The 21,476-nt window shown below is 71.9% G+C and carries 19 protein-coding genes; 13 read left to right on the forward strand and 6 right to left on the reverse strand.

Features of this window, described 5'->3' with window-relative positions; genetic code table 11:
• Positions 1 to 42 precede the first annotated feature (42 nt).
• From ABD831_RS06320 to ABD831_RS06360, 9 genes are all read left to right on the forward strand, one after another.
• The gene (locus tag ABD831_RS06320) at positions 43 to 1,293 is read left to right on the forward strand and encodes an acetyl-CoA acetyltransferase (protein WP_344943218.1); all 1,251 of its coding nucleotides are present in this window, start codon (positions 43 to 45) and stop codon (positions 1,291 to 1,293) included.
• A gap of 41 nt (positions 1,294 to 1,334) precedes the next feature.
• Positions 1,335 to 2,852, forward strand: a complete 1,518-nt coding sequence (locus tag ABD831_RS06325; RefSeq protein WP_344943221.1) for a carotenoid oxygenase family protein — start codon at positions 1,335 to 1,337, stop codon at positions 2,850 to 2,852.
• Positions 2,836 to 3,843: a winged helix-turn-helix transcriptional regulator gene (locus ABD831_RS06330; RefSeq protein WP_344943224.1), complete on the forward strand. Its 1,008-nt coding sequence runs from the start codon at positions 2,836 to 2,838 to the stop codon at positions 3,841 to 3,843. The genes ABD831_RS06325 and ABD831_RS06330 overlap by 17 nt, the downstream gene beginning before the upstream one ends.
• A 6-nt stretch (positions 3,844 to 3,849) precedes the next feature.
• Positions 3,850 to 5,634, forward strand: coding sequence for a class I adenylate-forming enzyme family protein (locus tag ABD831_RS06335; protein WP_344943226.1), 1,785 nt, complete (start codon positions 3,850 to 3,852; stop codon positions 5,632 to 5,634).
• On the forward strand, positions 5,631 to 6,569 hold the full coding sequence (locus ABD831_RS06340) for an NAD(P)H-dependent flavin oxidoreductase (RefSeq protein ID WP_344943229.1): 939 nt from the start codon (positions 5,631 to 5,633) through the stop codon (positions 6,567 to 6,569). Before ABD831_RS06335 ends, ABD831_RS06340 begins: the two co-directional genes overlap by 4 nt.
• 53 nt (positions 6,570 to 6,622) lie before the next feature.
• The gene (locus ABD831_RS06345; RefSeq protein WP_344943232.1) at positions 6,623 to 7,507 is read left to right on the forward strand and encodes a RecB family exonuclease; all 885 of its coding nucleotides are present in this window, start codon (positions 6,623 to 6,625) and stop codon (positions 7,505 to 7,507) included.
• Positions 7,500 to 8,141 carry a maleylpyruvate isomerase N-terminal domain-containing protein gene (locus tag ABD831_RS06350; RefSeq protein ID WP_344943235.1) on the forward strand — a complete coding sequence of 214 codons (642 nt, stop codon included), beginning with the start codon at positions 7,500 to 7,502 and terminating at the stop codon, positions 8,139 to 8,141. Before ABD831_RS06345 ends, ABD831_RS06350 begins: the two co-directional genes overlap by 8 nt.
• Positions 8,142 to 8,167: 26 nt before the next feature.
• A complete protein-coding gene (locus ABD831_RS06355; RefSeq protein ID WP_344943238.1) occupies positions 8,168 to 9,013 on the forward strand; it encodes a ParA family protein in 846 nt (281 codons plus the stop codon).
• 104 nt (positions 9,014 to 9,117) lie between these two features.
• Entirely contained in the window at positions 9,118 to 10,164 is a 1,047-nt protein-coding gene (locus tag ABD831_RS06360; protein WP_344943241.1) for an NAD(P)-dependent alcohol dehydrogenase, read from the forward strand.
• A 141-nt stretch (positions 10,165 to 10,305) separates the two neighbouring features.
• Here ABD831_RS06360 and ABD831_RS06365 read toward each other — a convergent pair whose 3' ends face one another.
• Entirely contained in the window at positions 10,306 to 10,872 is a 567-nt protein-coding gene (locus ABD831_RS06365) for a pyridoxamine 5'-phosphate oxidase family protein (protein ID WP_344943244.1), read from the reverse strand.
• Positions 10,873 to 11,073: 201 nt separating this feature from the next.
• Here ABD831_RS06365 and ABD831_RS06370 point away from each other — a divergent pair, with 201 nt between their 5' ends.
• Positions 11,074 to 14,403, forward strand: coding sequence for a SaeA-related protein (locus ABD831_RS06370; RefSeq protein WP_344943247.1), 3,330 nt, complete (start codon positions 11,074 to 11,076; stop codon positions 14,401 to 14,403).
• A 147-nt stretch (positions 14,404 to 14,550) separates the two neighbouring features.
• Here ABD831_RS06370 and ABD831_RS06375 read toward each other — a convergent pair whose 3' ends face one another.
• Positions 14,551 to 16,359, reverse strand: a complete 1,809-nt coding sequence (locus ABD831_RS06375) for a DEAD/DEAH box helicase (protein ID WP_344943250.1) — start codon at positions 16,357 to 16,359, stop codon at positions 14,551 to 14,553.
• A gap of 239 nt (positions 16,360 to 16,598) precedes the next feature.
• On the opposite strand from ABD831_RS06375, the gene ABD831_RS06380 reads away from it, so the two are divergent.
• Positions 16,599 to 17,315: a ferritin-like fold-containing protein gene (locus tag ABD831_RS06380; RefSeq protein ID WP_344943253.1), complete on the forward strand. Its 717-nt coding sequence runs from the start codon at positions 16,599 to 16,601 to the stop codon at positions 17,313 to 17,315.
• A gap of 108 nt (positions 17,316 to 17,423) precedes the next feature.
• On the opposite strand, the gene ABD831_RS06385 is transcribed toward ABD831_RS06380, so the two are convergent.
• The 4 genes from ABD831_RS06385 to ABD831_RS06400 all read right to left on the reverse strand — a co-directional run bounded on the left by ABD831_RS06385 (position 17,424) and on the right by ABD831_RS06400 (position 19,368).
• The gene (locus tag ABD831_RS06385; protein ID WP_344943256.1) at positions 17,424 to 17,696 is read right to left on the reverse strand and encodes a GlsB/YeaQ/YmgE family stress response membrane protein; all 273 of its coding nucleotides are present in this window, start codon (positions 17,694 to 17,696) and stop codon (positions 17,424 to 17,426) included.
• A gap of 189 nt (positions 17,697 to 17,885) precedes the next feature.
• A complete protein-coding gene (locus ABD831_RS06390; protein WP_344943259.1) occupies positions 17,886 to 18,158 on the reverse strand; it encodes a GlsB/YeaQ/YmgE family stress response membrane protein in 273 nt (90 codons plus the stop codon).
• Positions 18,159 to 18,412: 254 nt separating this feature from the next.
• The gene (locus tag ABD831_RS06395; RefSeq protein WP_142177081.1) at positions 18,413 to 18,634 is read right to left on the reverse strand and encodes a DUF3107 family protein; all 222 of its coding nucleotides are present in this window, start codon (positions 18,632 to 18,634) and stop codon (positions 18,413 to 18,415) included.
• Positions 18,635 to 18,690: 56 nt separating this feature from the next.
• Positions 18,691 to 19,368 (reverse strand): TetR/AcrR family transcriptional regulator, encoded by a 678-nt coding sequence (locus ABD831_RS06400; RefSeq protein WP_344943263.1) that lies wholly within the window; start codon positions 19,366 to 19,368, stop codon positions 18,691 to 18,693.
• 100 nt (positions 19,369 to 19,468) lie between these two features.
• On the opposite strand from ABD831_RS06400, the gene moeB reads away from it, so the two are divergent.
• Positions 19,469 to 20,647: a molybdopterin-synthase adenylyltransferase MoeB gene (gene moeB / locus ABD831_RS06405; protein WP_344943266.1), complete on the forward strand. Its 1,179-nt coding sequence runs from the start codon at positions 19,469 to 19,471 to the stop codon at positions 20,645 to 20,647.
• A gap of 10 nt (positions 20,648 to 20,657) precedes the next feature.
• Positions 20,658 to 21,392: an MGMT family protein gene (locus tag ABD831_RS06410; RefSeq protein WP_344943269.1), complete on the forward strand. Its 735-nt coding sequence runs from the start codon at positions 20,658 to 20,660 to the stop codon at positions 21,390 to 21,392.
• The last annotated feature ends 84 nt before the right edge of the window (positions 21,393 to 21,476 follow it).

Consider the following 21,476-nt stretch of genomic DNA (forward strand, 5'->3'; position numbering starts at 1 on the left):
GCAAGCTGGGCACCGGCGGCAGCGTCGGGAGCGGAGGCAGACATGAGGGCCGGCAGCCCGAACACGCCCCGGACTGGAGTCTGGGTGCTCGGAGGGTTCCAGACGGACTTCGCGCGCAACCTGACCCGTGAGGGGCGCGACGTGTCCCACCTCGTGGCGCAGGTCGTCGACGGCACGCTGGAGGCGAGCCACACCGCCTCATCGGACGTCGAGGTCATCCACGTCGGCAACGCGTTCGGGCAGCTCTTCACCGGGCAGGGACACCTCGGCGCCATGCCGGCGACCGTCCGCCCGGAGCTGTGGGGCCTGCCCGCGGCCCGCCACGAGGCCGCCTGCGCGTCCGGCGGCGTGGCCGTGCTCGCCGCGATGGCCGACCTGCGGGCCGGCAACTACGGCTGCGCCCTCGTCCTCGGCGTGGAGCTGGAGAAGACCGTGCCGGGCGACGAGGCCGCCACGCACCTCGGCGCCGCAGCCTGGGTCGGGCACGACGGTGAGGGCGCTCGGTTCATGTGGCCCCATGTCTTCAGTGCCGTCGCCGACGAGTACGACCGACGCCACGGCATCGACGCCGCCCACCTGAGGGCCATCGCGTCCCTCAACCTCGCCAACGCGCGCCGCAACCCCAACGCCCAGACCCGCACGTGGGACGTGCCCGACCTCACCGGCCCGGACGCGATCGACGACGCGTTGAACCCCGTCGTCGACGGTCGCCTGCGACGCTACGACTGCAGCCAGGTCACCGACGGCGCTGCCGGGGTCGTCCTCGTCTCGGACGCGTGGCTGCGTGACCACCCCGGCCGTCGACCCGTCGCCCGCATCGACGGGTGGGGGCACCGCACCGTAGGGCTCGGACTGCGCCAGAAGCTCGAGCGCGACCGGGACGAGCTCTACGTCATGCCGCACGTGCGTCAGGCGGTCACCGACGCCTTCGACCGGGCCCACGTCACCCTCGATGACCTCGACGGCTTCGAGGTGCACGACTGCTTCACGCCGACCGAGTACCTCGCCATCGACCACATCGGCCTCACCGGCCCCGGTGAGTCCTGGAAGGCCGTCGAGGACGGGTCCATCGCGCCCGGAGGCCGCCTGCCGATCAACCCCGGCGGCGGTCTCATCGGCGGCGGCCACCCGGTGGGGGCCACCGGCATACGCATGCTCGTCGATGCGGCCAAGCAGGTCAGCGGCGCCGCGGGTGACTACCAGGTCGACGGCGCGCGCACCTTCGGCACGCTCAACTTCGGTGGCAGCACCGCCACCACCGTCAGCCTCGTCGTCGGCGCCGTCGACGACTGAACCAGCACCTGCGAAACCCACTGCGAGGCAAGGAGAACCGAATGGATGTCGACATCGTCGGTCGGATGCTCTCGACCCTGCCGGCAGACGACGACCACCCCTACCGCACCGGCCCGTGGCAGCCACAGACCACCGAGTGGCGGGCGGACGACCTCGACGTCGTCGAGGGGGAGGTGCCGACCGACCTCGACGGCGTCTACCTGCGCAACACCGAGAACCCCGTGCACCCGTCGCTCAAGCACTACCACCCCTTCGACGGTGACGGCATGGTCCACGTCGTCGGTTTCCGCGACGGAAAAGCCTTCTACCGCAACAGGTTCGTGCGCACCGACGGCCTCCTCGCCGAGCAGGAGGCGGGGCAGTCGCTGTGGGCCGGTCTGGCCGAGCCGCCCTACCTGTCGCTTCGCGATGACGGCTGGGGCGCCAGACGGCAGATGAAGGACGCGTCCTCGACCGACGTCGTCGTGCACCGGGGGACGGCGCTGACGAGCTTCTACCAGTGCGGCGACCTCTACCGCCTCGACCCGATGTCGGCCGAGACCCTCGGCAAGGCGACCTGGCACGGCCGGTTCCCCTTCGACTGGGGCGTGTCGGCCCACCCCAAGGTCGACGACCGCACCGGTGAGCTGCTCTTCTTCAACTACAGCAAAGAGGCGCCGTACATGCACTACGGCGTCGTCGACGGGTCCGACGACCTCGTCCACTACATCGACGTCCCGCTGCCCGGACCCCGCCTGCCGCACGACATGGCCTTCACCGAGAACTACGTCGTCCTGAACGACTTCCCGCTCTTCTGGGAGCCCGAGGCGCTCGCCAAGGGCGCGCACGTCGCGCGCTTCCACCGCGACATGCCGAGCCGGTTCGCCGTCATCCCGCGCCGCGGGCAGACGGGCGACATCCGCTGGTTCGAGGCCGACCCGACGTACGTCCTCCACTTCGTCAACGCCTACGAGGACGGCGACGAGATCGTGCTGGACGGCTTCTACCAGGGCGACCCGGAACCGAAGGACAACGGCATGGGCAACCGGTGGGAGCGGGCCTTCCGCTTCCTGGCCCTGGACCGCATGCAGGCCCGCCTGCACCGCTGGCGGCTCGACCTGCGCACCGGGCTCGTCAGGGAGTCGCCGCTGTCCGACAGCATCACCGAGTTCGGCATGATGAACGGCGCCTACGCCGGCGGGAAGTACCGCTACGCCTATGCGGCCACCGGCAAGCCTGCCTGGTTCCTCTTCGACGGCCTCGTCAAGCACGACCTCCACACCGGCACCGAGGAGCGATATGCGTTCGGCGACAACGTCTACGGCAGCGAGACCGCGATGGCTCCACGAGTGGGGAGCGCCGGCGAGGACGACGGCTATCTCGTGACCCTGACGACCGACATGAACGAGGACGCCTCCTACTGCGTCGTCTTCGACGCAGCACGGGTCTCCGACGGACCGGTCTGCAAGCTGCGGCTGCCCGAGCGGATCTCGAGCGGCACCCACTCGACGTGGGCCCCGGGGGCCGAGCTGCGTCGTTGGAGCACGGCCGAGACGGCAGCCGATGCCATCGGTCTCTGAGCCGACGGTCGACGACGTCGACCTCGGCACCGTGCCCACGCAGCTCGACCCTGGGTCGACGAACGCCATCGGACGCATGCTCGGTCTGCTCGGCGACGAGTGGACCCTCCTCATCCTCCAGCGGGCGCTGCGCGGCACGACCCGCTACGGCCAGTTCCTCGACGAGGTCGCCATCTCCAACGCGGTGCTCACCTCCCGCCTCGCCACCATGGAGCGCGAGGGCGTGCTGCACCGCGTCGTCTACCAGGAACGCCCCGTGCGCGCCGAGTACGTCCTGACCGCGCGCGGCCGTGGCCTGTGGCCGGTCACCATCGCCATCTGGGACTGGGAGCGTCGGTGGGTGCCGGGCCATGCACAGACGCTGCCGGCGATGCGGCACGCGCTGTGCGGTCAGGACTTCGCCCCGGTCCTGACGTGCCGGAGCTGCCGTGAGGCCGTGCGGTCCGGCACCGTGCACGCCGAGTGGGGGCCCAGCGGCTCGTGGGAGCGCTCCGTGCCCGAGTCGGCGACCCGGCGTCGGTCGGACCCCCGCGCGGCCGACCGGTCGTTCGCGGGCCTCTTCCCGGAGACGATGTCGATCTTCGGCAACCGCTGGTCCTCGGCCCTCATCGGAGCCTCCCTCCGTGGCCTCACCCGCTTCGGCGACTTCGTGGACGCCCTCGGCGCGCCGCCCAGTCTCGTCGCCGAGCGGCTGCGGGCCTTCTGCGACATCGGCGTGCTCGAGGCGCGTGGGCGCCGCGGGCCCGGACGCGTGGGTCGGGCGGAGTACCACCTCACCGAGAAGGGGCACGCCTTCTACCCCGTCGTCGCCGTCGCCATCGACTGGGCCCAGCACTGGTATGCCGCCGACGAGGGGCCCGCGCTCGTCCAGGAGCACGTGCCGTGCGGGGCCCCGCTCGTCGTGGCTCTCGCCTGCGACCAGTGCTCGGCAGACCTCCACGGCAGCGACATCGAGATCGTGCCGCGCACGGCGCGTCGAGCGGCAAGGTAGGCCGCCGTGGTCGACGCACAGGGACACGCGCACGGACACGCGCACGGACACGCGCACGGAGACTCCCGGGGACGGGCCCGCGGCCTGCACCCGCCGGAGAAGGTGGCGGACTACCGGTCGAAGGGATGGTGGGGCGAGCAGACGCTCGACGGCCTCTTCGCCGACCAGGTGACGGCGCGCGGCGACGCCCTCGCCGTCGTCGACCCGGCCAACCGGGCGGCGCTGCTCGGCTCGTCACCGCGCCGGCTGACCTGGCGCGAGCTCGACTCCGAGGTCACCGCCCTCGCGGCCCGCCTCCTGTCGCTCGGCCTCGGCCGGGGCGACGTGCTCGGCGTGCAGCTGGCCAACAGCGTCGAGCTCGTCGAGGTCTACCTCGCGGCCTGGCGTCTGGGCGTCGTCGTCTCGCCGCTGCCCGTGCAGCTGCGGGAGCGCGAGGTGGCCGCGATGTGCGCCCGAGCCGACGTGACGGCATACATCAGCTGTGCACGGTTCGGCGACCGCAGCCTCGCAGCGGAGGCCGCCACGGCGCTCGCCGACGTGGACTCGGTACGCGCGGTCGTCGCGTACGGCCCCGAGGACGAGACGGCCGACGTGCCCATCGGCGTCCGCGTGTGGCAGCCGGAACGGGCGACGCAGGCCGACCGCGAGGTCGTGCGGGCGTATGCCGTGGCCGACCCCAACGAGGCCAACGACGCCGTGACGATCTGCTGGACCTCGGGGACCGAGAGCGCACCGAAGGGCGTCCCGCGCTGCCACATGGACTGGCTCGCGGTCGGCGTCGCGACCACCGAGGCGCCCCAGGTGACGGTCGACGACGTGCTGCTCAACCCCTTCCCGATGATCAACATGGCCGGCATCAGCGGGATGTTCCTGCCGTGGCTGCTCACCGGATGCGTCCTCGTGCAGCACCACCCCTTCGACCTGCCGACCTTCCTCGGGCAGGTGGCCGGCGAGCGCGTCACCTACACCTGCGCGCCGCCCGCGCTGCTGTGGATGCTGCTCGGCAACGAGCAGCTCATGGCCTCCGTCGACGTCAGCAGCCTGACCCGGATCGGCTCCGGTTCGGCGCCCCTGCAGCCGGCCATGGTGCGCGGCTGGCAGGAGGGTCACGGCATCAGCGTCATCAACTTCTTCGGCTCCAACGAGGGGATCGGGCTGCTGTCGAGCCCGGTCGACTTCCCCGACCCGGACGAGCGCGCGCAGTTCTTCCCACGGTTCGGGGCGCCCGGGGTCACGTGGTCGACGCGGGCGGGCGAGTGGACCGACACCCGGCTCGTCGACATCGTGACGGGCGAGGACGTGACCGAGCCGGGCCGCCCGGGGGAGCTGCACATCAGCGGGCCGAGCGTGTTCGCCGGCTACCTCCACGGCGAGGAGCTGCCGAGCCCGTTCGACGACCGGGGCTACCTCCGCACGGGCGACCTCTTCGAGATCGCCGGTGAGCGCGGGCAGTACCTCCGCTACCTCGACCGCGCCCGGGACCAGGTGATCCGGGGCGGGATGAACATCGCCCCGGCCGAGCTCGAGGGACTCATCGCCGACCACCCGGCCGTCGCCGACGTGGCCGTCATCGGGGACCCCGACGAGCGGCTCGGGGAGCGCGTCGCCGCCGTCGTCGTGCTGCGGCCGGGGCAGGCACTGACGCTCGAGGAGCTCGTCGCGTGGTTGCGTGAGCGCAGCATCGCCTCGTTCAAGCTGCCCGAGCGCCTCGAGGTGCGTGACGAGCTGCCCCGCAACGCCGTCGGCAAGGTGCTGAAGCGGATGCTGCGCCGCCCCGGGACGGCCGAGTGACGCCGGACGAGCTGCTCCGCTCGCTGCGCCTGCCCGTCGTCGCCGCCCCGATGTTCCTCGTGTCGGGGCCCGAGCTCGTCGTCGCCGCAGCCCGCGCCGGCATCCTCGGCGCCTTCCCCACCCAGAACTGCCGGACGGCCGAGCAGCTCGACGAGTGGCTGGGGACGATCGCCTCGGGTGCGGGCACGGCGCCCTGGGCGGTCAACCTCATCACCCACCGGACCAACCGCAGACTCGCCGACGACCTCGCCCTCGTCGCGGAGCACCGGCCGCCGGTCGTCATCACCGCGCTCGGTTCACCGCGACCGGTCATGGAGGTCGTCAAGGGGTACGGCGGCCTCGTCGTGGCCGACGTCATCGACCTCGTGCTCGCCCGCAAGGCGGTCGAGGCCGGGGTCGACGGGCTCGCCTGCATCAGCGCCGGGGCCGGTGGTCACACCGGGCACCTGTCGCCCTTCGCGTTCGTCTCCGCCGTGCGCGAGCTCTTCGACGGGCTCGTCACCGTCGGTGGCGGCATCGCGGACGGGGCCGGTGTCGCAGGGGCCGTGGCCGCGGGCGCCGACCTCGTCTACATGGGGACGCGGTTCCTGGCCACCACCGAGAGCCGGGCGGCCGACGCCTACAAGCAGATGGTCGTCGAGCACGGACCGGACGACCTCGTCGTCAGCGACGGCATCACCGGCGCGGACGCGTCGTGGCTGCGCCCGAGCCTCATCGCGCACGGTCTCGACCCCGACCGTCTCAGCGGGGACGCGGTGCGCGACTACGACGTCGCCGTCTCCGAGGCCAAGCGCTGGTCGCAGCTGTGGGCAGCCGGGCAGGGACTGCAGAGCATCCGCTCGGTGTCCCCGGTGGCCGAGGTCGTGGACGAGCTGGAGCGCGAGTTCCGTACGGCCGCAGACCGGCTCGGGCGCATCGCGCACCGCTCCCACTGAGTGGGTGGGGACGTCGCAGGGCGGGTGTCGGTGAGGGGTCGTAGGGTGTCGGCGTGACGACGGGACCGGCTGAGCAGACGACCTTCACGGGCATGCCGACGCCCCTCTACTCCGGCTCGCCGTCGCGGCTGCTCGCCTGGCTCGACTGCCCGCGCCGCTACCGCATGCAGTACCTCGACCGTCCCCGGCCGCAAGCCCGCCCGCAACGCGCCCACACGTCCGTCGGCATCGCGACCCACAACGCGCTCCGCGACTTCTGGGACCTCCCGGCGGCCCAGCGCACGCCGGCCGGGGTGGCCGAGCTCGTCCGCTCGTCGTGGATCGACGTCGGCTTCCGCGACCCCGAGCAGTCCGCGGCGTGGCGCCTGCGGGTGCGCGACGCCGTGACCGAGTACCTCCGGGTCAGTGACCGCGACAACCAGCCGGTCGGCATCGAGCGCAGCGTGTCGCTCAAGACCGACGAGGTCGCCATCACCGGACGCATCGACCGCCTCGACGACCGGCAGGGCGAGCTCGTCGTCGTCGACTACAAGACCGGCCGCCAGGTGCCCACCGACGACGACGCGCGCACGTCGCTGCCGCTCGCGTTGTATGCCGTCGCGGCCGCCCGCATGTTCCGCCGGCCCTGCCACCGGGTCGAGCTGCACCACGTGCCGTCGGGCACGGTCGCGTCGCACGAGCACACCGACGAGTCGCTCGCGCGCAAGATCGCCGAGGCCGAGTCCATCGCCTCGGACCTGCGCCGCGCCGACGCCGAGTTCAAGGAGGTCGGTGTCGAGTCGACCCGCTTCGCCCCGCGCACCTCGGCGATCTGCTCGTGGTGCGACTTCCGCGCACACTGCCCCGAGGGCCAGCAGATGGGGCCCGAGAAGTCCGACTGGGCCGGCCTCGAGGCCGCCGGCTACGACACCACACCACCGGAGCGCGACCTTGCCTGACCCCGACCTGCGGCCCGCGTTCCTGGCCGCGACCGACCACGTCATCTCGATCGTGTCGCGCGACGACGTCGCCGCAGCATGGCGCCAGCCGAGCGCCCTGCCAGAGTGGAGCGTCGGAGGACTCGTCGCCCACCTGGCCAGCCAGCCGCCCACGGTGGTGCGCCTGCTCGGCGCAGAGCCGGCGGTCGAGGCCATCCCGCTCGACGAGCACTACGCGCGGTCCCTCTGGGTGTCGGCGGCCGTCGACGACGACATCAACGTCGAGATCCGGGCGAGCTCCGACGAGCAGGCGGCGGGCGGTCATGCCGAGGTGCTCGCCCGCCTGCTCGAGGCGCGCGAGGCGCTTCCCACCGTGCTCGAGGCGCAGGCTCCTGACCGGGCGGTGCTCATCCCGTGGGCCGGGTGGGCGCTGCGCCGTGACGACTTCCTGACCGGCCGGATGATGGAGGTCGTCGTCCACGGCGAGGACGTCGCCGCCAGCGTCGGCTTCACCTCGCCGCCGCTGCCGCAGGACGTGCTCACCCCCGTCCTGGCGCTGCTGACCCGCCTGGCCGTCCGGCGGCACGGGCAGGGCGCCCTCGTGTCGGCTCTGTCACGCTCCGAGCGTGCCCCGCGGACGATCTCCGCGTTCTGACCGTCGGACCTGACAGACTGGGCGACATGGCGCCCCGCACCCGCACGAGCGACCGTTCCACGGCGTCGCGGCCCAGCTCCCAGGGCTCCTCGCAGGGCCCGGTTCCAGACACCGGCGTCACGACGATCGCGCTGGCGAACCAGAAGGGCGGCGTCGCCAAGACGACGTCGGTCGCCAGCATCGGTGCCGCGCTCGCCGAGCTCGGGCAGCGCGTCCTGCTCGTCGACCTCGACCCCCAGGCCTGCCTCACCTTCTCCCTCGGTGTCGACCCCGACACGGTCGAGCGGTCGATCCACGACGTGCTGACCGGCTCGGCCGAGATCGCGGACGTCGTCGTCACGTGCGAGGAGGGCGTCGACCTCGTGCCGTCGGCCATCGACCTCGCCGGAGCCGAGGCCATGCTCCTGCCCCGACCCGGCCGCGAGTACGTCCTGCGCTCGGCGCTGGAAGGCGTCGACCCGGCATACGACGTCGTGCTGCTCGACTGCTCGCCCAGCCTCGGGGTGCTGACGCTCAACGCGCTCACCGCCGCTGATGCGCTCATCATCCCGATGCCGTGCGAGATGCTCAGCCACCGCGGCGTCGGGCAGCTGCTCGACACCGTCGCCGACGTGCAGAAGATCCTCAACCGCGACCTCGAGGTCTGGGGCATCCTGCCGACGCTCTTCGACGGGCGCAGCAACCACGCGCGCGAGGTGCTCGCCGACGTGGGGGAGCGCTACGACCTGCCCGTGCTCGAGCCGCCGATCCCCAAGACGGTGCGCTTCGCGGAGGCCCCGGCCGTGGGCCGGTCGATCCTCTCGACGGCCCGCTCGTCCAAGGGCGCGCAGGCCTACCGAGACGTGGCCACCTCGCTGCTCGCGAGGTTGTGAGCCGGGTCGCACCCGTTCGACGCGACCCACCGACGGGGAATGAACCCGGGTGAGGCGGCGCTGCACCTGAGAGCGTCGCCACCCACCACGAAGGAGACATCCCGTTGATTTCCACCCCCGCCCTGGTCGCCCCGAGCGCCGGAGCCGCCTTCGAGGCCCGGACCGTCGAGCACCGCGACCTGCGTGACGACGACGTCCTCATCGACGTCAAGTTCGCCGGCATCTGCCACAGCGACATCCACCAGGTCCGTGAGGAGTGGGGCAGCGCCATCTTCCCCATGGTCCCGGGCCACGAGATCGCCGGCGTCGTGTCGGCCGTCGGTGACGGCGTCACGAAGTACAAGGTCGGCGACCGCGTCGGCGTCGGCTGCATGGTCGACTCGTGCGGCGAGTGCGAGTTCTGCAAGGACGGCGAGGAGCAGTTCTGCTCCAAGGGCGCCGTCATGACCTACAACGGCACGGGCTCCGACGGCGAGCCGACCAAGGGCGGCTACGCCCAGCAGGTCGTCGTCTCCGAGCGCTTCGCCGTCGGCATCCCCGACGGCATCGAGCTCGACGTCGCCGCCCCGCTCCTCTGCGCCGGCATCACCGTGTGGTCGCCCCTCAAGCGCTGGGGCGCCGGTCCCGGCAAGAAGGTCGCCGTCATCGGTCTCGGTGGCCTCGGCCACATGGCCGTGAAGCTCGCCGCCGCCATGGGCGCCGAGGTCAGCGTGCTGAGCCGCAGCGACGCCAAGAAGGACGACGGTCTCGCGCTCGGCGCGACGAGCTACCACGCCACCGGCGACGAGGGGGTGCTGAAGGGCCTCAAGGGCACCTTCGACATCATCATCAACACCGTCAGTGCCGACCTGCCGATGCAGACCTACATCGGTCTGCTGCGTCCCCTCGGTGTCATCGCCAACGTCGGACTGCCCACGGGCAACTACGACTTCGCACCGGGCGCCGTCGTCGGCGGCAGCCGTGTCGTGGCCGGCTCCAACATCGGCGGCATCCCCGCCACCGCCGAGATGCTCGCCTTCTGCGCCGAGCACGGCATCGGCGCGACGGTGGAGACGATCTCGGCCGACGAGGTCGACGCGGCCTACGACCGTGTCGTGGCCGGCGACGTGCGCTACCGCTTCGTCATCGACACCGCGACGATCAACGCCTGACCTCCGGTTCGCCCCACCGAGGGCGTATGCGTTCGGCCGGGTCCTTCGGGACCCGGCCGTTCGTGCTGTCGGGGGACAGGCCCGCGAGGGTGCGGTGGCGGTCGGTACCGGGCACTCGACGAGCCGGCGGTGCCGCGAGAGTCAGCCGGGGTCGGTCTCCGCGCCCGGGTCGAGGGCGGGCAGGCCGTCGATGGACGTGGCGTTCTTCGTGGCCCGGTAGGCCGTGAGCCCGTCGTCGCCACGGTTGTCGGCCCACCGGGTCAGCAGGTCGCGGTCACCGTCGTGCGTCATCAGCGGGACGGCATACCCGCACGAGTCGGAGACCCGCTGAACGTCGACCACCACGATACCGCGGGCGCCAGGGAGGTCGGCGAACAACCCACGGTACGAGGCGAACTCGGCGTCCTGGAGTGCGACGTAGCGGCCCGTCCCATGCAGCCGGACGATGTTGGGCGCACCCTCGAAGGCGCAGAACATGACCGTGATGCGACCGTTCTCCCTCAGGTGCGCCACCGTCTCGGAGCCGCTCCCGGTGAGGTCGAGGTAGGCCACGGAGTGCTCGTCCAGCACGGCGAAGGTCCCGTCGAGGCCCTTGGGGGAGAGGTTGACGTGCCCGTCCCCCGACAGCGGAGCGGTGGCGACGAAGAAGAGGGGCTGCCTCTCGATGAAGGCGCGCAACCGCCCGTCGATGGACTCGTGCAGCTTCATCGCACCCACCCTCCTCGGCTCACTTCGGGACGACGGGATCCAGCGTAGGAGTCTCCGCGCCCGGGTGCCGCCACGAGACCACGGGTCGGACCCGGCGGGTGGCCTGCACATCGGGGTGCGCAACTGCTTGTGCGGCCCCCGGCCCGGCCCTAGGATCGGCGCGCTCGTGGGTGTGATCCACGACTGACAGGGGGTCGGATCATGTCTGCGTTCTCACTGCGCGCTCGCGTCTTCGTCGCCGTCGCCGGCGTCGTGCTGGCGGCCGTCGCCGGGGCGGTCGCCTCGCCCGCGTCGGCCGGCGCACTCGCGACCAACCCGGCGGGCGCCGCCACGGCTGCCGTCTCGGCGCTCCCGGCGGTTTCGGCCGGCTCGTCGATGCCCGGCGGGGTGGTGCTCGTGCACCCGGCCCGGATCCTCGACACCAGAGTCGGCCGCGGCGCGCCGTCCGGGGCCGTCGCCGGAGGACAGTCGCGCAGCGTCGCGGTCGTCGGGGTGGCGGGCGTCCCCGGCACGGGGGTCGGTGCCGTCCTCGTCAGCATCACGGTGACCGGGGCGACCGGCGCCGGACGCGTCACGGCATACGCCTCCGGCGAGCAGGTGCCCGGGACCTCCAACGTCAACTACGTCGCCGGGCAGACCGTCACGAACCTCGCCCTGGTCCCGGTCGGACCCGACGGTCGCGTCGCCCTGTCGGTCAGTGGCGGCACGACCCAGCTGATCGCCGACGTGTCGGGCTGGGTGGCCGACGGGACTGCGACGGATCCCGGCGCCGTCATGCCGCTGGTTCCCGCCCGGCTGCTCGACACGAGGTCCGGCGTCGGGGCGCCGACCTCTCGGGTCGTGGGACCGGCGGTCGTCAGGCTCACCGTGGCGGGCCGCGGCGGGGTCCCGGCGACCGGAGCCTCCGCCGTCCTGATGAACGTCACGGCGGTGTCACCCACCCGAGCCGGCAACGTCAGCGTCACGCCGGTGGACTCCGGATCCGCGTCGACGTCGGCCCTGAACTTCACGGCGGGCCGGACCGTGTCCAACCTCGTCGTGGCGCGCCTGTCTCCGACGGGGACGGTGGACATCCGGGTGTCGAGCGGGGTCACGGTCGACCTGCTCGCAGACGCGTTCGGCAGCGTCGTGGCCGGTGACCCGGCCGCGGACGGGGGGCTCGTGACGACCGCCCCGAAGCGCGTCCTCGACACGAGGGGCGGGAGCCCGGTCGAGCCGGGCACGGCCTTCCCCCTCTACACGCCGGTGCCGTCCGGCTCCGCGGCGGCGGTCGTCAACGTCACGGTCGTCGGTGCCACCGGCAACGGCTTCCTCACGGTGTCGGCGCCCGGGACGGGCACGCCCAAGGTGTCCCAGCTCAGCTATGCGCGCGGCTCGACGGTGGCCGCCCAGGTCGTGGCGCCGGTGGACGACACCGGCTGGGTCCGGCTCACGGTCGCCCCCTCGAGCAAGGTCCACCTCGTCGTGGACCTCGCCGGATGGGTCCTCGGGCCCCGTGACACGACGAGCGTGCCCGACCGCATCACCGACGCCACCGTCTCGACGTCAGGCTCGTCGGTCGCGCTCAGGTGGACGGCTCCGGACGGGGTCAACGCCGGTTACGTCGTGCGCCGGCGGGTGGGGGACACGGCGCCGTCCTCTCCCTACGAGGGGGTGGCCATCGGGGCACCCTTCCAGGCCTCGTTCACGGACGCGCGGGTCGCCCCCGGAGTCACGTACTCGTATGCCGTTTTCGCCCGTGACCCGGCCGGCAACCTCTCCGAGGCGGTGCCCGTCACCGGCTCAGTGCCGGCGCAGTCCTGGGGCGGCCGCAGCGCCCTGACCGCACGTCAAGGGTCCCCGACCGCGGTCTCGTGCCCCACCACGACGTGGTGCATGGTCGGCGACCAGGGTGGAGCCGCCCTGAGCTACAACGGCACAGCCTGGAGCGCCAAGACGCAGGTCCTGCCGCAGAACGGCGACGAGGTCCGCGGCTTCTCCGACGTGTCGTGCCCGTCCACCACCTTCTGCCTCGGGGCCCTCACCATCGGCGGCTACGCCGTCTACCGTTCCGGCACGTGGACCGTCGTGAGCGGCGGCCCGACGTGGTACGCCGTCGACTGTGCCGGTGCGACCCGCTGTGCCCTCGTGGGGGACCACGAGGGGTCGGCGCGTGCCGGCTTCTGGAACGGCACGACGGTCGGCTCGATGAGCGGGCCGTCGGGCTTCGACCGGCTGCAGTCCGTCTCGTGCCCCACCGCGACGCTGTGCTGGGCGGCCGGGACGACCTCGAGCGGCGCGGTGCGGGTCATGCGGGCCAACGGCACGACGTGGAGCGCCTCCACCTTCGCGTCGGGCTCGGGCTACAACGTCGTGGAGGTGTCGTGCACGTCCGGGACGTTCTGCATGGTCACCAGCACGGACGGCAGCCGGGCGTGGCGCTGGAACGGCACGTCCTGGGCGCGCGTCGCCGACACGACGAGCAACCTCATCGTCAACGTCGAGTCCCTGTCCTGCTCGTCGCCGTCGTCGTGCCAGGGAGTCGGCATCGACGGTCGGGTGGCCCGGTGGAACGGGTCGACCTGGTCGGTCACCGAGCTGACCCGCTACGTCACCCCGTCGATGGGGGCGCGCAACCGCGTCATCGACTGCGCCTCGGCGTCCATGTGTCTCGTCATCGACACCAAGGGCCGCTTCAACCGCTGGAACGGGTCGAAGTGGGGGCCGATGACGCTCTTCGACCGCACCTTCGGCGTGCTCGGTGAGCTGACCTGTGGCAGTCGGAGCCGCTGCATGGTGCCGGACAGCCTCGGCAGCGTCCTGACGTGGAACGGCAGCACGTGGTCGGCGCCGACGGTCATCAGCGAGTCCGGCTCGCTCCTGTCGTGCGTGTCCGCCACGTGGTGCCTGGCCGTCGACCGCCAGTCGGGCACGTTCCGGAGGTGGACGGGCTCCTGGGGGCCCACGACCACCTTCGACCTCGTCAACTCCTACTCGAGCCTGGCCTGCGCGTCGCCGACCGCCTGCTTCGTGTTCCAGGGCGGTGAGCTCCGGCGCTTCAACGGCACCTCGTGGTCGTCGATGACCACGCTCTTCGCCAACACGGACGGCACCACGACCGTGCGGGCCGTCTGTCCGTCGGCGACGAGCTGTCTGGCCGTGGACACGTGGACCGGCCGCTACGCGAGGTGGAACGGCTCGTCGTGGTCCAAGCCCGCCTCGAGCGGCTTGCGGGCGATCTTCGACCTGTCCTGCGTCTCGGCCTCCATGTGCATGGGGCTGGGGGAGTCCTCGACCGGCGAGGCCGTGACCGCACGGTTCGACGGCTCCACCTGGCGCCTGACGTCGACCCCGTGGAGCCCGAGCCGGCTGGCCTGCCAGAGCTCGACTCGCTGCGTCGCCACCGGCTACGACGGCCGCTCCCTCTGGATGTGGGACGGGCTGGAATGGGGACAGACGGCGACGACGATCCCGGTGGCGGCGAGCGACGTCGTCTGTCGCAGCACGTGGTGCATGGCGACGGGTGACGGTGGGGCGGCCTGGACGTCGTGACGCGCACCCTCGACCGCGGCCGCTAGTCGTCGACCCCGGTCTCGCTGGACGCACGAGGGCCCGGGTCGGGACACACCATGTGCGTCCCGACCCGGGCCCGTGACGTGCTGGTTGCGGCGCCGGACGATCCTGCCGGGCGCCGCGAGGTCACTCGGCCGCGCTCGTGGCCGTGGCGGCCTCGCCACGACCGGCACCGCCACGACCGGCACCGCCACGACGGCGTCGGCGGGGCGGGCGCGAGGCGCCCTCGGCGTCGGACGAGCCCTCGGCCGGAGCCGGCGCCCCCGGGCCTTCGTCGGCGCCCGTCGCCGCAGCGCCGGCGGCCGCGGCCCCGGCACCACGCGTACGACGACGGTTGCGGCTGCGGCGGGGACGGCTCTCGCCACCCTCGTCGGAAGCCGACGGCTGGGCCGAGTCGGCGGGCTCCTGCGACCCCGACGCGTCGGCGTCGTCGTCGCGCTGGGAACGCGAGCGTCCCCGGTCGCCACGCTCACCGCGGCCACCTCGCTCGCCACGGTCTCCACGCTCACCACGGCCCGAGCCCGCGCCGGACTTGCCGTGCCGCTTGCCCGTCTCGCCGAGGTCCTCGATCTCCTCGGCGCCGAGGCCGGCGAGCTTCTGCTCCGAGCGGCGCAGCCGGCCCTTGGCATCGGTGGGGATGTCGAGGTCGGAGAAGAGGTGGTCGGAGCTCGAGTAGGTCTCCTGCGGCTCGGGGATGCCGAGGTCGAGCGTCTTGTTGATCAGGGCCCAGCGGTGCAGGTCGTCCCAGTCGACGAACGTCACCGCGACACCGGTGTTGCCGGCGCGCGCCGTGCGGCCGATGCGGTGCAGGTAGGTCTTCTCGTCCTCGGGGCACTGGTAGTTGATGACGTGCGTGACGTTCTCGACGTCGATGCCGCGGGCGGCGACGTCGGTCGCGACGAGGATGTCGACCTTGCCGTTGCGGAACGCGCGCAGGGCCTGCTCGCGGGCTCCCTGGCCGAGGTCGCCGTGGATCGCAGCGGCCGCGAAGCCGCGCTCGACGAGCTCGTCGGCGACCTTGGCGGCAGTGCGCTTCGTGCGGCTGAAGATGATCGTCAGGCCGCGGCCGTTGGCCTGCAGCATGCGCGAGAGCATCTCGACCTTGTCCATGGCGTGGGCACGGTAGACGAACTGCTCGACGGCCTTGACCGTGTGGGCGTTCTCGTTCTCGTCGCCCATCGCGCGGATGTGCGTCGGCTGGGACATGTAGCGGCGGGCCAGCGCCACGATGGCACCCGGCATGGTCGCGGAGAAGAGCATCGTCTGGCGCGAGGACGGCGTCAGCGACATGAGCGTCTCGACGTCGGGCAGGAAGCCGAGGTCGAGCATCTCGTCAGCCTCGTCCAGCACGACGGTGCGCGCCTGCGAGAGGTCGAGGTGGCCCTGCTTGGCGAGGTCGATGAGGCGGCCGGGCGTGCCGACGACGACCTCGACACCGTTCTTGAGGGCCTCGATCTGCGGCTCGTAGGCACGGCCGCCGTAGACGGTGAGCACGCGGACGCCGCGCTTGCGGCCAGCACGCTCGAGGTCGCTCGCGACCTGGACCGCGAGCTCGCGCGTCGGGGCGACGGCGAGGGCCTGCGGCTTGCCGGGACGGGCCTGGTCGTCGTAGCCGGCGTCGCCGCGGGTGAGGACGCGGTTGAGGATCGGCACGCCGAACCCGAGCGTCTTGCCGGTGCCGGTCTTGGCCTGGCCGATGATGTCGTGGCCGGCGAGGGCCACGGGCAGCGTCATCGCCTGGATGGGGAAGGGGTGGACGATTCCGTGCTCGGCCAGCGACTCGACGATGTCGGGGTGGACGTCGAAGTCCGCGAAGGTCAGCTCGGGAGCAGGAGCGGCGTCGGCCGTCTCGACGGCGGCGTTCTCGACAGCCGCGGTCTCGGGCGCGTCCGTGGTGACCCCCGCGTCGGCGGGGGTCTCGTGGGGCTGGGTCATGGGCATCTCTCGATCGGCACGAGCACCCCGGCGTTGCGGGAGCTCAGTGGCGCGTGACGGGCCGATCGGAGACTGTCAGGGACGGTGGGTGGCTCTCGCTGTGAGCGGGCTCCACCGGTGCGCGGGGACTCCGCGAGCACCATCTGGGCAAACCATCGGGCCGACCGGGCACCGAGTTGTCCGACCCAGTCTACCGGCATGTGCGCAGAACGCCCGAACCCGTTCACTAGATTGGGCCCATGAGCGAGGACGCGACGCCCGAGGCCACCGGACCCGACCCCGACGAGCAGGGTCGCGAGCCCGGCTACCTCGCAGCCGTCACCGACCTGCTCGGAGCGCTGGCCTACGGGGAGCTGCGTGCCTTCAGCCAGCTGGCCAAAGACGCCGAGCTGGCGCCGACGCTGCGGCACAAGTCGGCGCTCGCGGTGCTGGCCGCGCACGAGCTGAAGAACTACTCGGTGCTGACCGAGCGGCTGCAGTCCCTCGGTGTCGAGCCGGAGACGGCGATGGAGCCGTTCGTGGCCGCCGTCGATGCCTTCCACGAGCGTACGAGCCCCTCGGACTGGCTCGAGGGCCTCGTCAAGGCCTACGTCGGCGAGGGCATCGCGCAGGACTTCTACCGTGAGATCTCGCGCTACGTCGACGAGGACACCCGCACCCTCGTCGTCAGTGTCCTCGAGGACACGGGCCAGGCCGACTTCGCGGTCACGGTCGTGCGTGAGGCGATCGCCGCCGAACCGCGGCTCGCGGGTCGCCTCGCCCTGTGGGGTCGTCGCCTCGTGGGCGAGGCCATCACGCAGGCCCAGAGGGTCGGTGTCGAGCGCGACGCACTCGCCAGCATCCTCGTCGGTGCGCCTGGTCGCGCCGGCGCCGACCTGGCCGAGCTCGGGCGCATGTTCGCGCGCCTCACCGACGAGCACTCCCGCCGCATGGAGCGACTCGGCCTGTCGGCCTGACGTCGTCGGTGCGGCCCCGTCGGACGAACCGCGGGACATGCCGCCGGACATGCCGCCGGACATGCCGAAGGGCCCGACCAGATGGTCGGGCCCTTCGAGACGGTCAGGTCAGGCGTTGACCGACTTGTGGCTCATCCGGCCGTAGACGACGATCAGGATCGCTGCGACGACGGCGCCGAGGAGCAGCGGGATCCAGGCGATGCCGCCGCTGCTGTTGGAGTAGCCGAGCTGGCGCACGATGAGGGTGACGATGACGTTGGCGACGATGCCGATGAGGATCGTCATGACGATGGAGATGTTCTGCTTGCCGGGGAGGAGGAGGCGACCGAGGGCGCCGATGATGGCTCCGACGACGATGGCCGCGATGATGGTTCCGAGCATGTGACGCTCCTTCTTGGCCGCCTTGTCGGCGACCGATTGGTCCGCGAGGGGTGCGGACGACTTCTGCGACGGGATCAATCTCCCACCGCTGGGGGCTGGTGTGGTGGATGTGGCGGGTGCCATTTCCACAGGACTTCGTCCTCGAGGGACGAAGGTGACGAGTCGGGCCGAGCCAGACCGGTCAGGTGCTCAGCGCGTCTGGCGGTTGCCGCTGATCATGCCGTAGCCGACGATGAGGGCGGCCGCGACGACGACGCCGATGAGGCCGGAGATCCAGTCGATCCCCTTGGTGTCGCTGACGCCCGTGGCCTTGTAGTAGATGAAGGCGCCGATGAGCGATCCGACGGCGCCGAGCACGACGGTGAGCAGGACGCTGATGTGCTGGCGACCGGGCAGCACCAGCCGGGCGAGCGGTCCCACGATCGCACCCGCCACGAGGGCGGCAAGGATGGTTCCGATCATGTCGACGCTTCCTCCTTCGAGCCCGCACCGCGGGCGGGGACGACCCGGCGGGCCCGGCTCGTTCACCCACCCTGTACCCGCCCGACGCCAGTTCGCCACACCCCAGCACGGCTGAGCACCGATCCGGTGGCGACCGAGCACGACGAAGGCCGCCGACCCGGACGGGTCAGCGGCCTTCGTGGCTGCGTCGATCTCGGTGCTCACCTCGTGGTGAGGCGCGTGATCGCTTGCAGGAGAAATGCGTTCGTATGCGTTCAGTGAGCGCCGAACCCGACGCCAGCCTTGCGCTCGGCGCCCGTCGTCACGTAACCGATCGAGGCAGAGGGGACGATGACGCGCCCACCCTTGTCGTCGACCAGCTCGAGGACGTCTGACCCGAGTGCTGCCTTGACGGCGGCGTGGATCTCGTCGGACGACTGCGCCGTCTCGAAGCTGATCTCGCGTGCCACGTTCTGCACGCCGATGCGGACCTCCACGTCAAACCTGCTTTCTCAGTTCTGGTGGCCGCGGTCGACCGCGGCCTGTCGTCACCTTAACCAGCGGGCGTGCCGACCGATTCCCTGGCCGTGCCGGCGGACCGGTCACCTTCGGCGCGCCCCACGAGGGGGAAGGCGCCGAACCCGCGGCGGATCAGCGCTGCCGTGATGCGCACGGCCGTCTCCTTGGACAGCGTCGCCTCGTGGGTCAGCCAGTGGCGGGCCGAGGTCTGGGCCAGGCCCACGAAGGCCACGCCGACGAGCACCGCCTCCTCCTGGTCCATCGAGGTCTCGGTGCGGATGATCGCGGCCATGGCCTCGGCGCAGGTGAGGTCGATCTGGTCGAGGCGCTTGCGCACCTCCGGCTCGTTGGCGAGGTCGGACTCGAAGATGAGGCGGAAGGCCGCACCCTCCTGGCCGACGAAGTCGAAGTACGCCCGCGTCATCGTGTTGATGCGCGCCTTGTTGTCCGAGAGGGCGAGGGCGTCGCGAACGAGCTGCTCGAGCTCACCGGTGTGCTGGTCGATGAGCGCGAGATAGAGCTCGAGCTTGCCCGGGAAGTGCTGGTAGAGCACCGGTTTGGACACTCCCGCCCGAGCGGCGATGTCGTCCATCGCCGCGGCGTGGTAGCCGTTCTCGACGAACACTCCGAGCGCGGCGTCGAGCAGCTGGGCGCGCCGCTCGGATCGGGGCAGCCGCTGGCCGCGGCCCGGCGGGGTGGTCTCGTCTGCCATGCGGATCCTCTTCGGTTCTGGGCGCGTCGCTCGCGGTCGTGTCGTCCGCCCCCGCAGACGACCGTGTCCGTCTCACCATACCGAGCAGTACGGTGAGGGCATGCCGACGGATCCGCTGGTCAAGACGGGTCGAGCCCTCAGCGCGGCCGAGACGACGAGGTACGCCCGACACCTGCTGCTGCCCGATGTCGGCCGGGACGGGCAGGAACGGCTCGCCGCCGCCCGCGTGCTCGTCGTCGGTGCCGGTGGGCTCGGCTCGCCCGCCCTGCTCTACCTCGCCGCGGCCGGGGTCGGCACCATCGGTGTCGTCGATGCCGACGTCGTCGAGCTGACCAACCTGCACCGTCAGGTCATCCACTCCGACGCCGACATCGGTCGTCCCAAGACGGAGTCGGCCGAGGCCGCGGTCCACCGCGTCAACCCGCACGTCGAGGTCATCCGCCACGACGTAGCCCTCGACTCGTCCAACGCCCTCGAAATCATCGGCGGCTACGACCTCGTCGTCGACGGCACCGACAACTTCCCGACTCGTTACCTCGTCAACGACGCCTGCGTCATGCTCGGGAAGCCGCACGTCTGGGGCTCGATCCTGCGGTTCGACGGGCAGGTCTCGGTGTGGTGGGCGGGCCACGGTCCCTGCTACCGCTGCGTCTTCCCCGAGCCGCCGCCGCCCGGGTCGGTCCCGAGCTGCGCCGAGGGTGGCGTGCTGGGCGTGCTGTGCGCGGCGATCGGCTCGGTCCAGTCCACCGAAGCGATCAAGCTCCTGCTCGGGATCGGCGAGCCGCTCACGGGACGGCTGCTCGTGCATGACGCGCTGCGTCAGAGCTGGGACACCCTCACGGTCCGCGCCGACCCCGGCTGCCCGGTGTGCGGCACGGACCCGACCGTGACCGAGCTCATCGACTACGTCGAGTTCTGCGGGGTGCCCGGCGCCGCCGCCCCCGACGAGGACGACCTGCCGACCGTCACCGTCCACCAGATGGTCGGCGAGCTCGCCGCTGCCGACCCGCCCCTTCTCGTCGACGTCCGCGGCGCCCAGGAGCGTGCCATCGCGAGCATCCCGGGAGCCGTCGCGATCCATCTCGACGCCTTCCGCTCCGGCGAAGCGTTCGACGAGCTTCCTTCCGACCGAAGGGTGCTCATCCACTGCAAGGTCGGCGGCCGGTCGGCCGAGGCGACGCGTCTGGCGCTCCGTGCGGGGCTCACCGACGTCGCGAACGTCGAGGGCGGCATACTCGCCTACCTCCGGGAGATCGACCCGAGCCAACCCGAGTACTGAGAGGACGCCCGTGCCGCTGGAGGACCATGCCGAGCGTGTGCTCGACCTCGTCGCGACGATTCCCGAGGGGCGGGTGCTCGCCTACGGCGACATCAGCAAGCGCCTCGGCGGTATGGGTCCGCGTACCGTCGGCACCGTGATGAGCCGCTACGGCTCCGACCTGCCGTGGTGGCGTGTCATCCGCTCCGACGGACGGCCTCCTCAGGGCCTCGAGGACGAGGCGCTCGAGCACTGGCGCGCCGAGGGCACGCCGATGGTGCGGGGACTGCTCGACGGTGGTCGCGCCGACATGGCGAGGGCGAGGTGGGACTTCGGGGGAGCGGGCACCGGAAGCAGTGCCGCGGCGCGGGCAGGAGTGCGCGGGGGCCTGCACCACGTCGAGATCTGGGTCGAGGACATCGCCGCCGCGGGCCGCGAGTGGGGCTGGCTGCTCGACCGGCTGGGCTACCACCTCGGTGACGACTGGGGTCACGGCCAGGCCTGGGAGCTCGGATCGCTCTACGTCGTCGTCGAGTCGGGTCCCGACGTCGAGCGCGGTCGTCACGAGCGCAAGCGCGCCGGAGTGAACCACCTTGCCTTCCATGGCGGCTCGCGTGAGGACGTCGACGCGGTCGCAGCGGACTGCGCCGCGGGAGGGTGGACGCTGATGTTCGCCGACCGTCACCCGTACGCGGGTGGACCGCAGCACTATGCCGCATACCTCGAGAGCGGCGAGGGCTTCGAGGTCGAGCTCGTCGCCGACTGACCGCTCCGGGCCCGTCCACCGCACGCGGACCTGCCGGTGGCGCTAGGGTGGCGCACAGCCTCCAGCACGCCTCGAAAAGGCCTC

Source organism: Terrabacter ginsenosidimutans (assembly GCF_039539425.1).
Lineage (GTDB): Bacteria > Actinomycetota > Actinomycetes > Actinomycetales > Dermatophilaceae > Terrabacter > Terrabacter ginsenosidimutans.

Bases quoted from the DNA above. Each gene is read 5' to 3' on its own strand.
- ABD831_RS06390 (WP_344943259.1), bottom strand. From the start codon at position 18,158: ATGATCGGAACCATCCTTGCCGCCCTCGTGGCGGGTGCGATCGTGGGA.
- ABD831_RS06400 (WP_344943263.1), bottom strand. From the start codon at position 19,368: ATGGCAGACGAGACCACCCCGCCGGGCCGCGGCCAGCGGCTGCCCCGA.
- ABD831_RS06355 (WP_344943238.1), top strand. From the start codon at position 8,168: ATGGCGCCCCGCACCCGCACGAGCGACCGTTCCACGGCGTCGCGGCCC.
- ABD831_RS06380 (WP_344943253.1), top strand. From the start codon at position 16,599: ATGAGCGAGGACGCGACGCCCGAGGCCACCGGACCCGACCCCGACGAG.
- ABD831_RS06320 (WP_344943218.1), top strand. From the start codon at position 43: ATGAGGGCCGGCAGCCCGAACACGCCCCGGACTGGAGTCTGGGTGCTC.
- ABD831_RS06325 (WP_344943221.1), top strand. From the start codon at position 1,335: ATGGATGTCGACATCGTCGGTCGGATGCTCTCGACCCTGCCGGCAGAC.
- ABD831_RS06330 (WP_344943224.1), top strand. From the start codon at position 2,836: ATGCCATCGGTCTCTGAGCCGACGGTCGACGACGTCGACCTCGGCACC.
- ABD831_RS06365 (WP_344943244.1), bottom strand. From the start codon at position 10,872: ATGAAGCTGCACGAGTCCATCGACGGGCGGTTGCGCGCCTTCATCGAG.
- moeB (WP_344943266.1), top strand. From the start codon at position 19,469: ATGCCGACGGATCCGCTGGTCAAGACGGGTCGAGCCCTCAGCGCGGCC.
- ABD831_RS06375 (WP_344943250.1), bottom strand. From the start codon at position 16,359: ATGACCCAGCCCCACGAGACCCCCGCCGACGCGGGGGTCACCACGGAC.
- ABD831_RS06370 (WP_344943247.1), top strand. From the start codon at position 11,074: ATGTCTGCGTTCTCACTGCGCGCTCGCGTCTTCGTCGCCGTCGCCGGC.
- ABD831_RS06385 (WP_344943256.1), bottom strand. From the start codon at position 17,696: ATGCTCGGAACCATCATCGCGGCCATCGTCGTCGGAGCCATCATCGGC.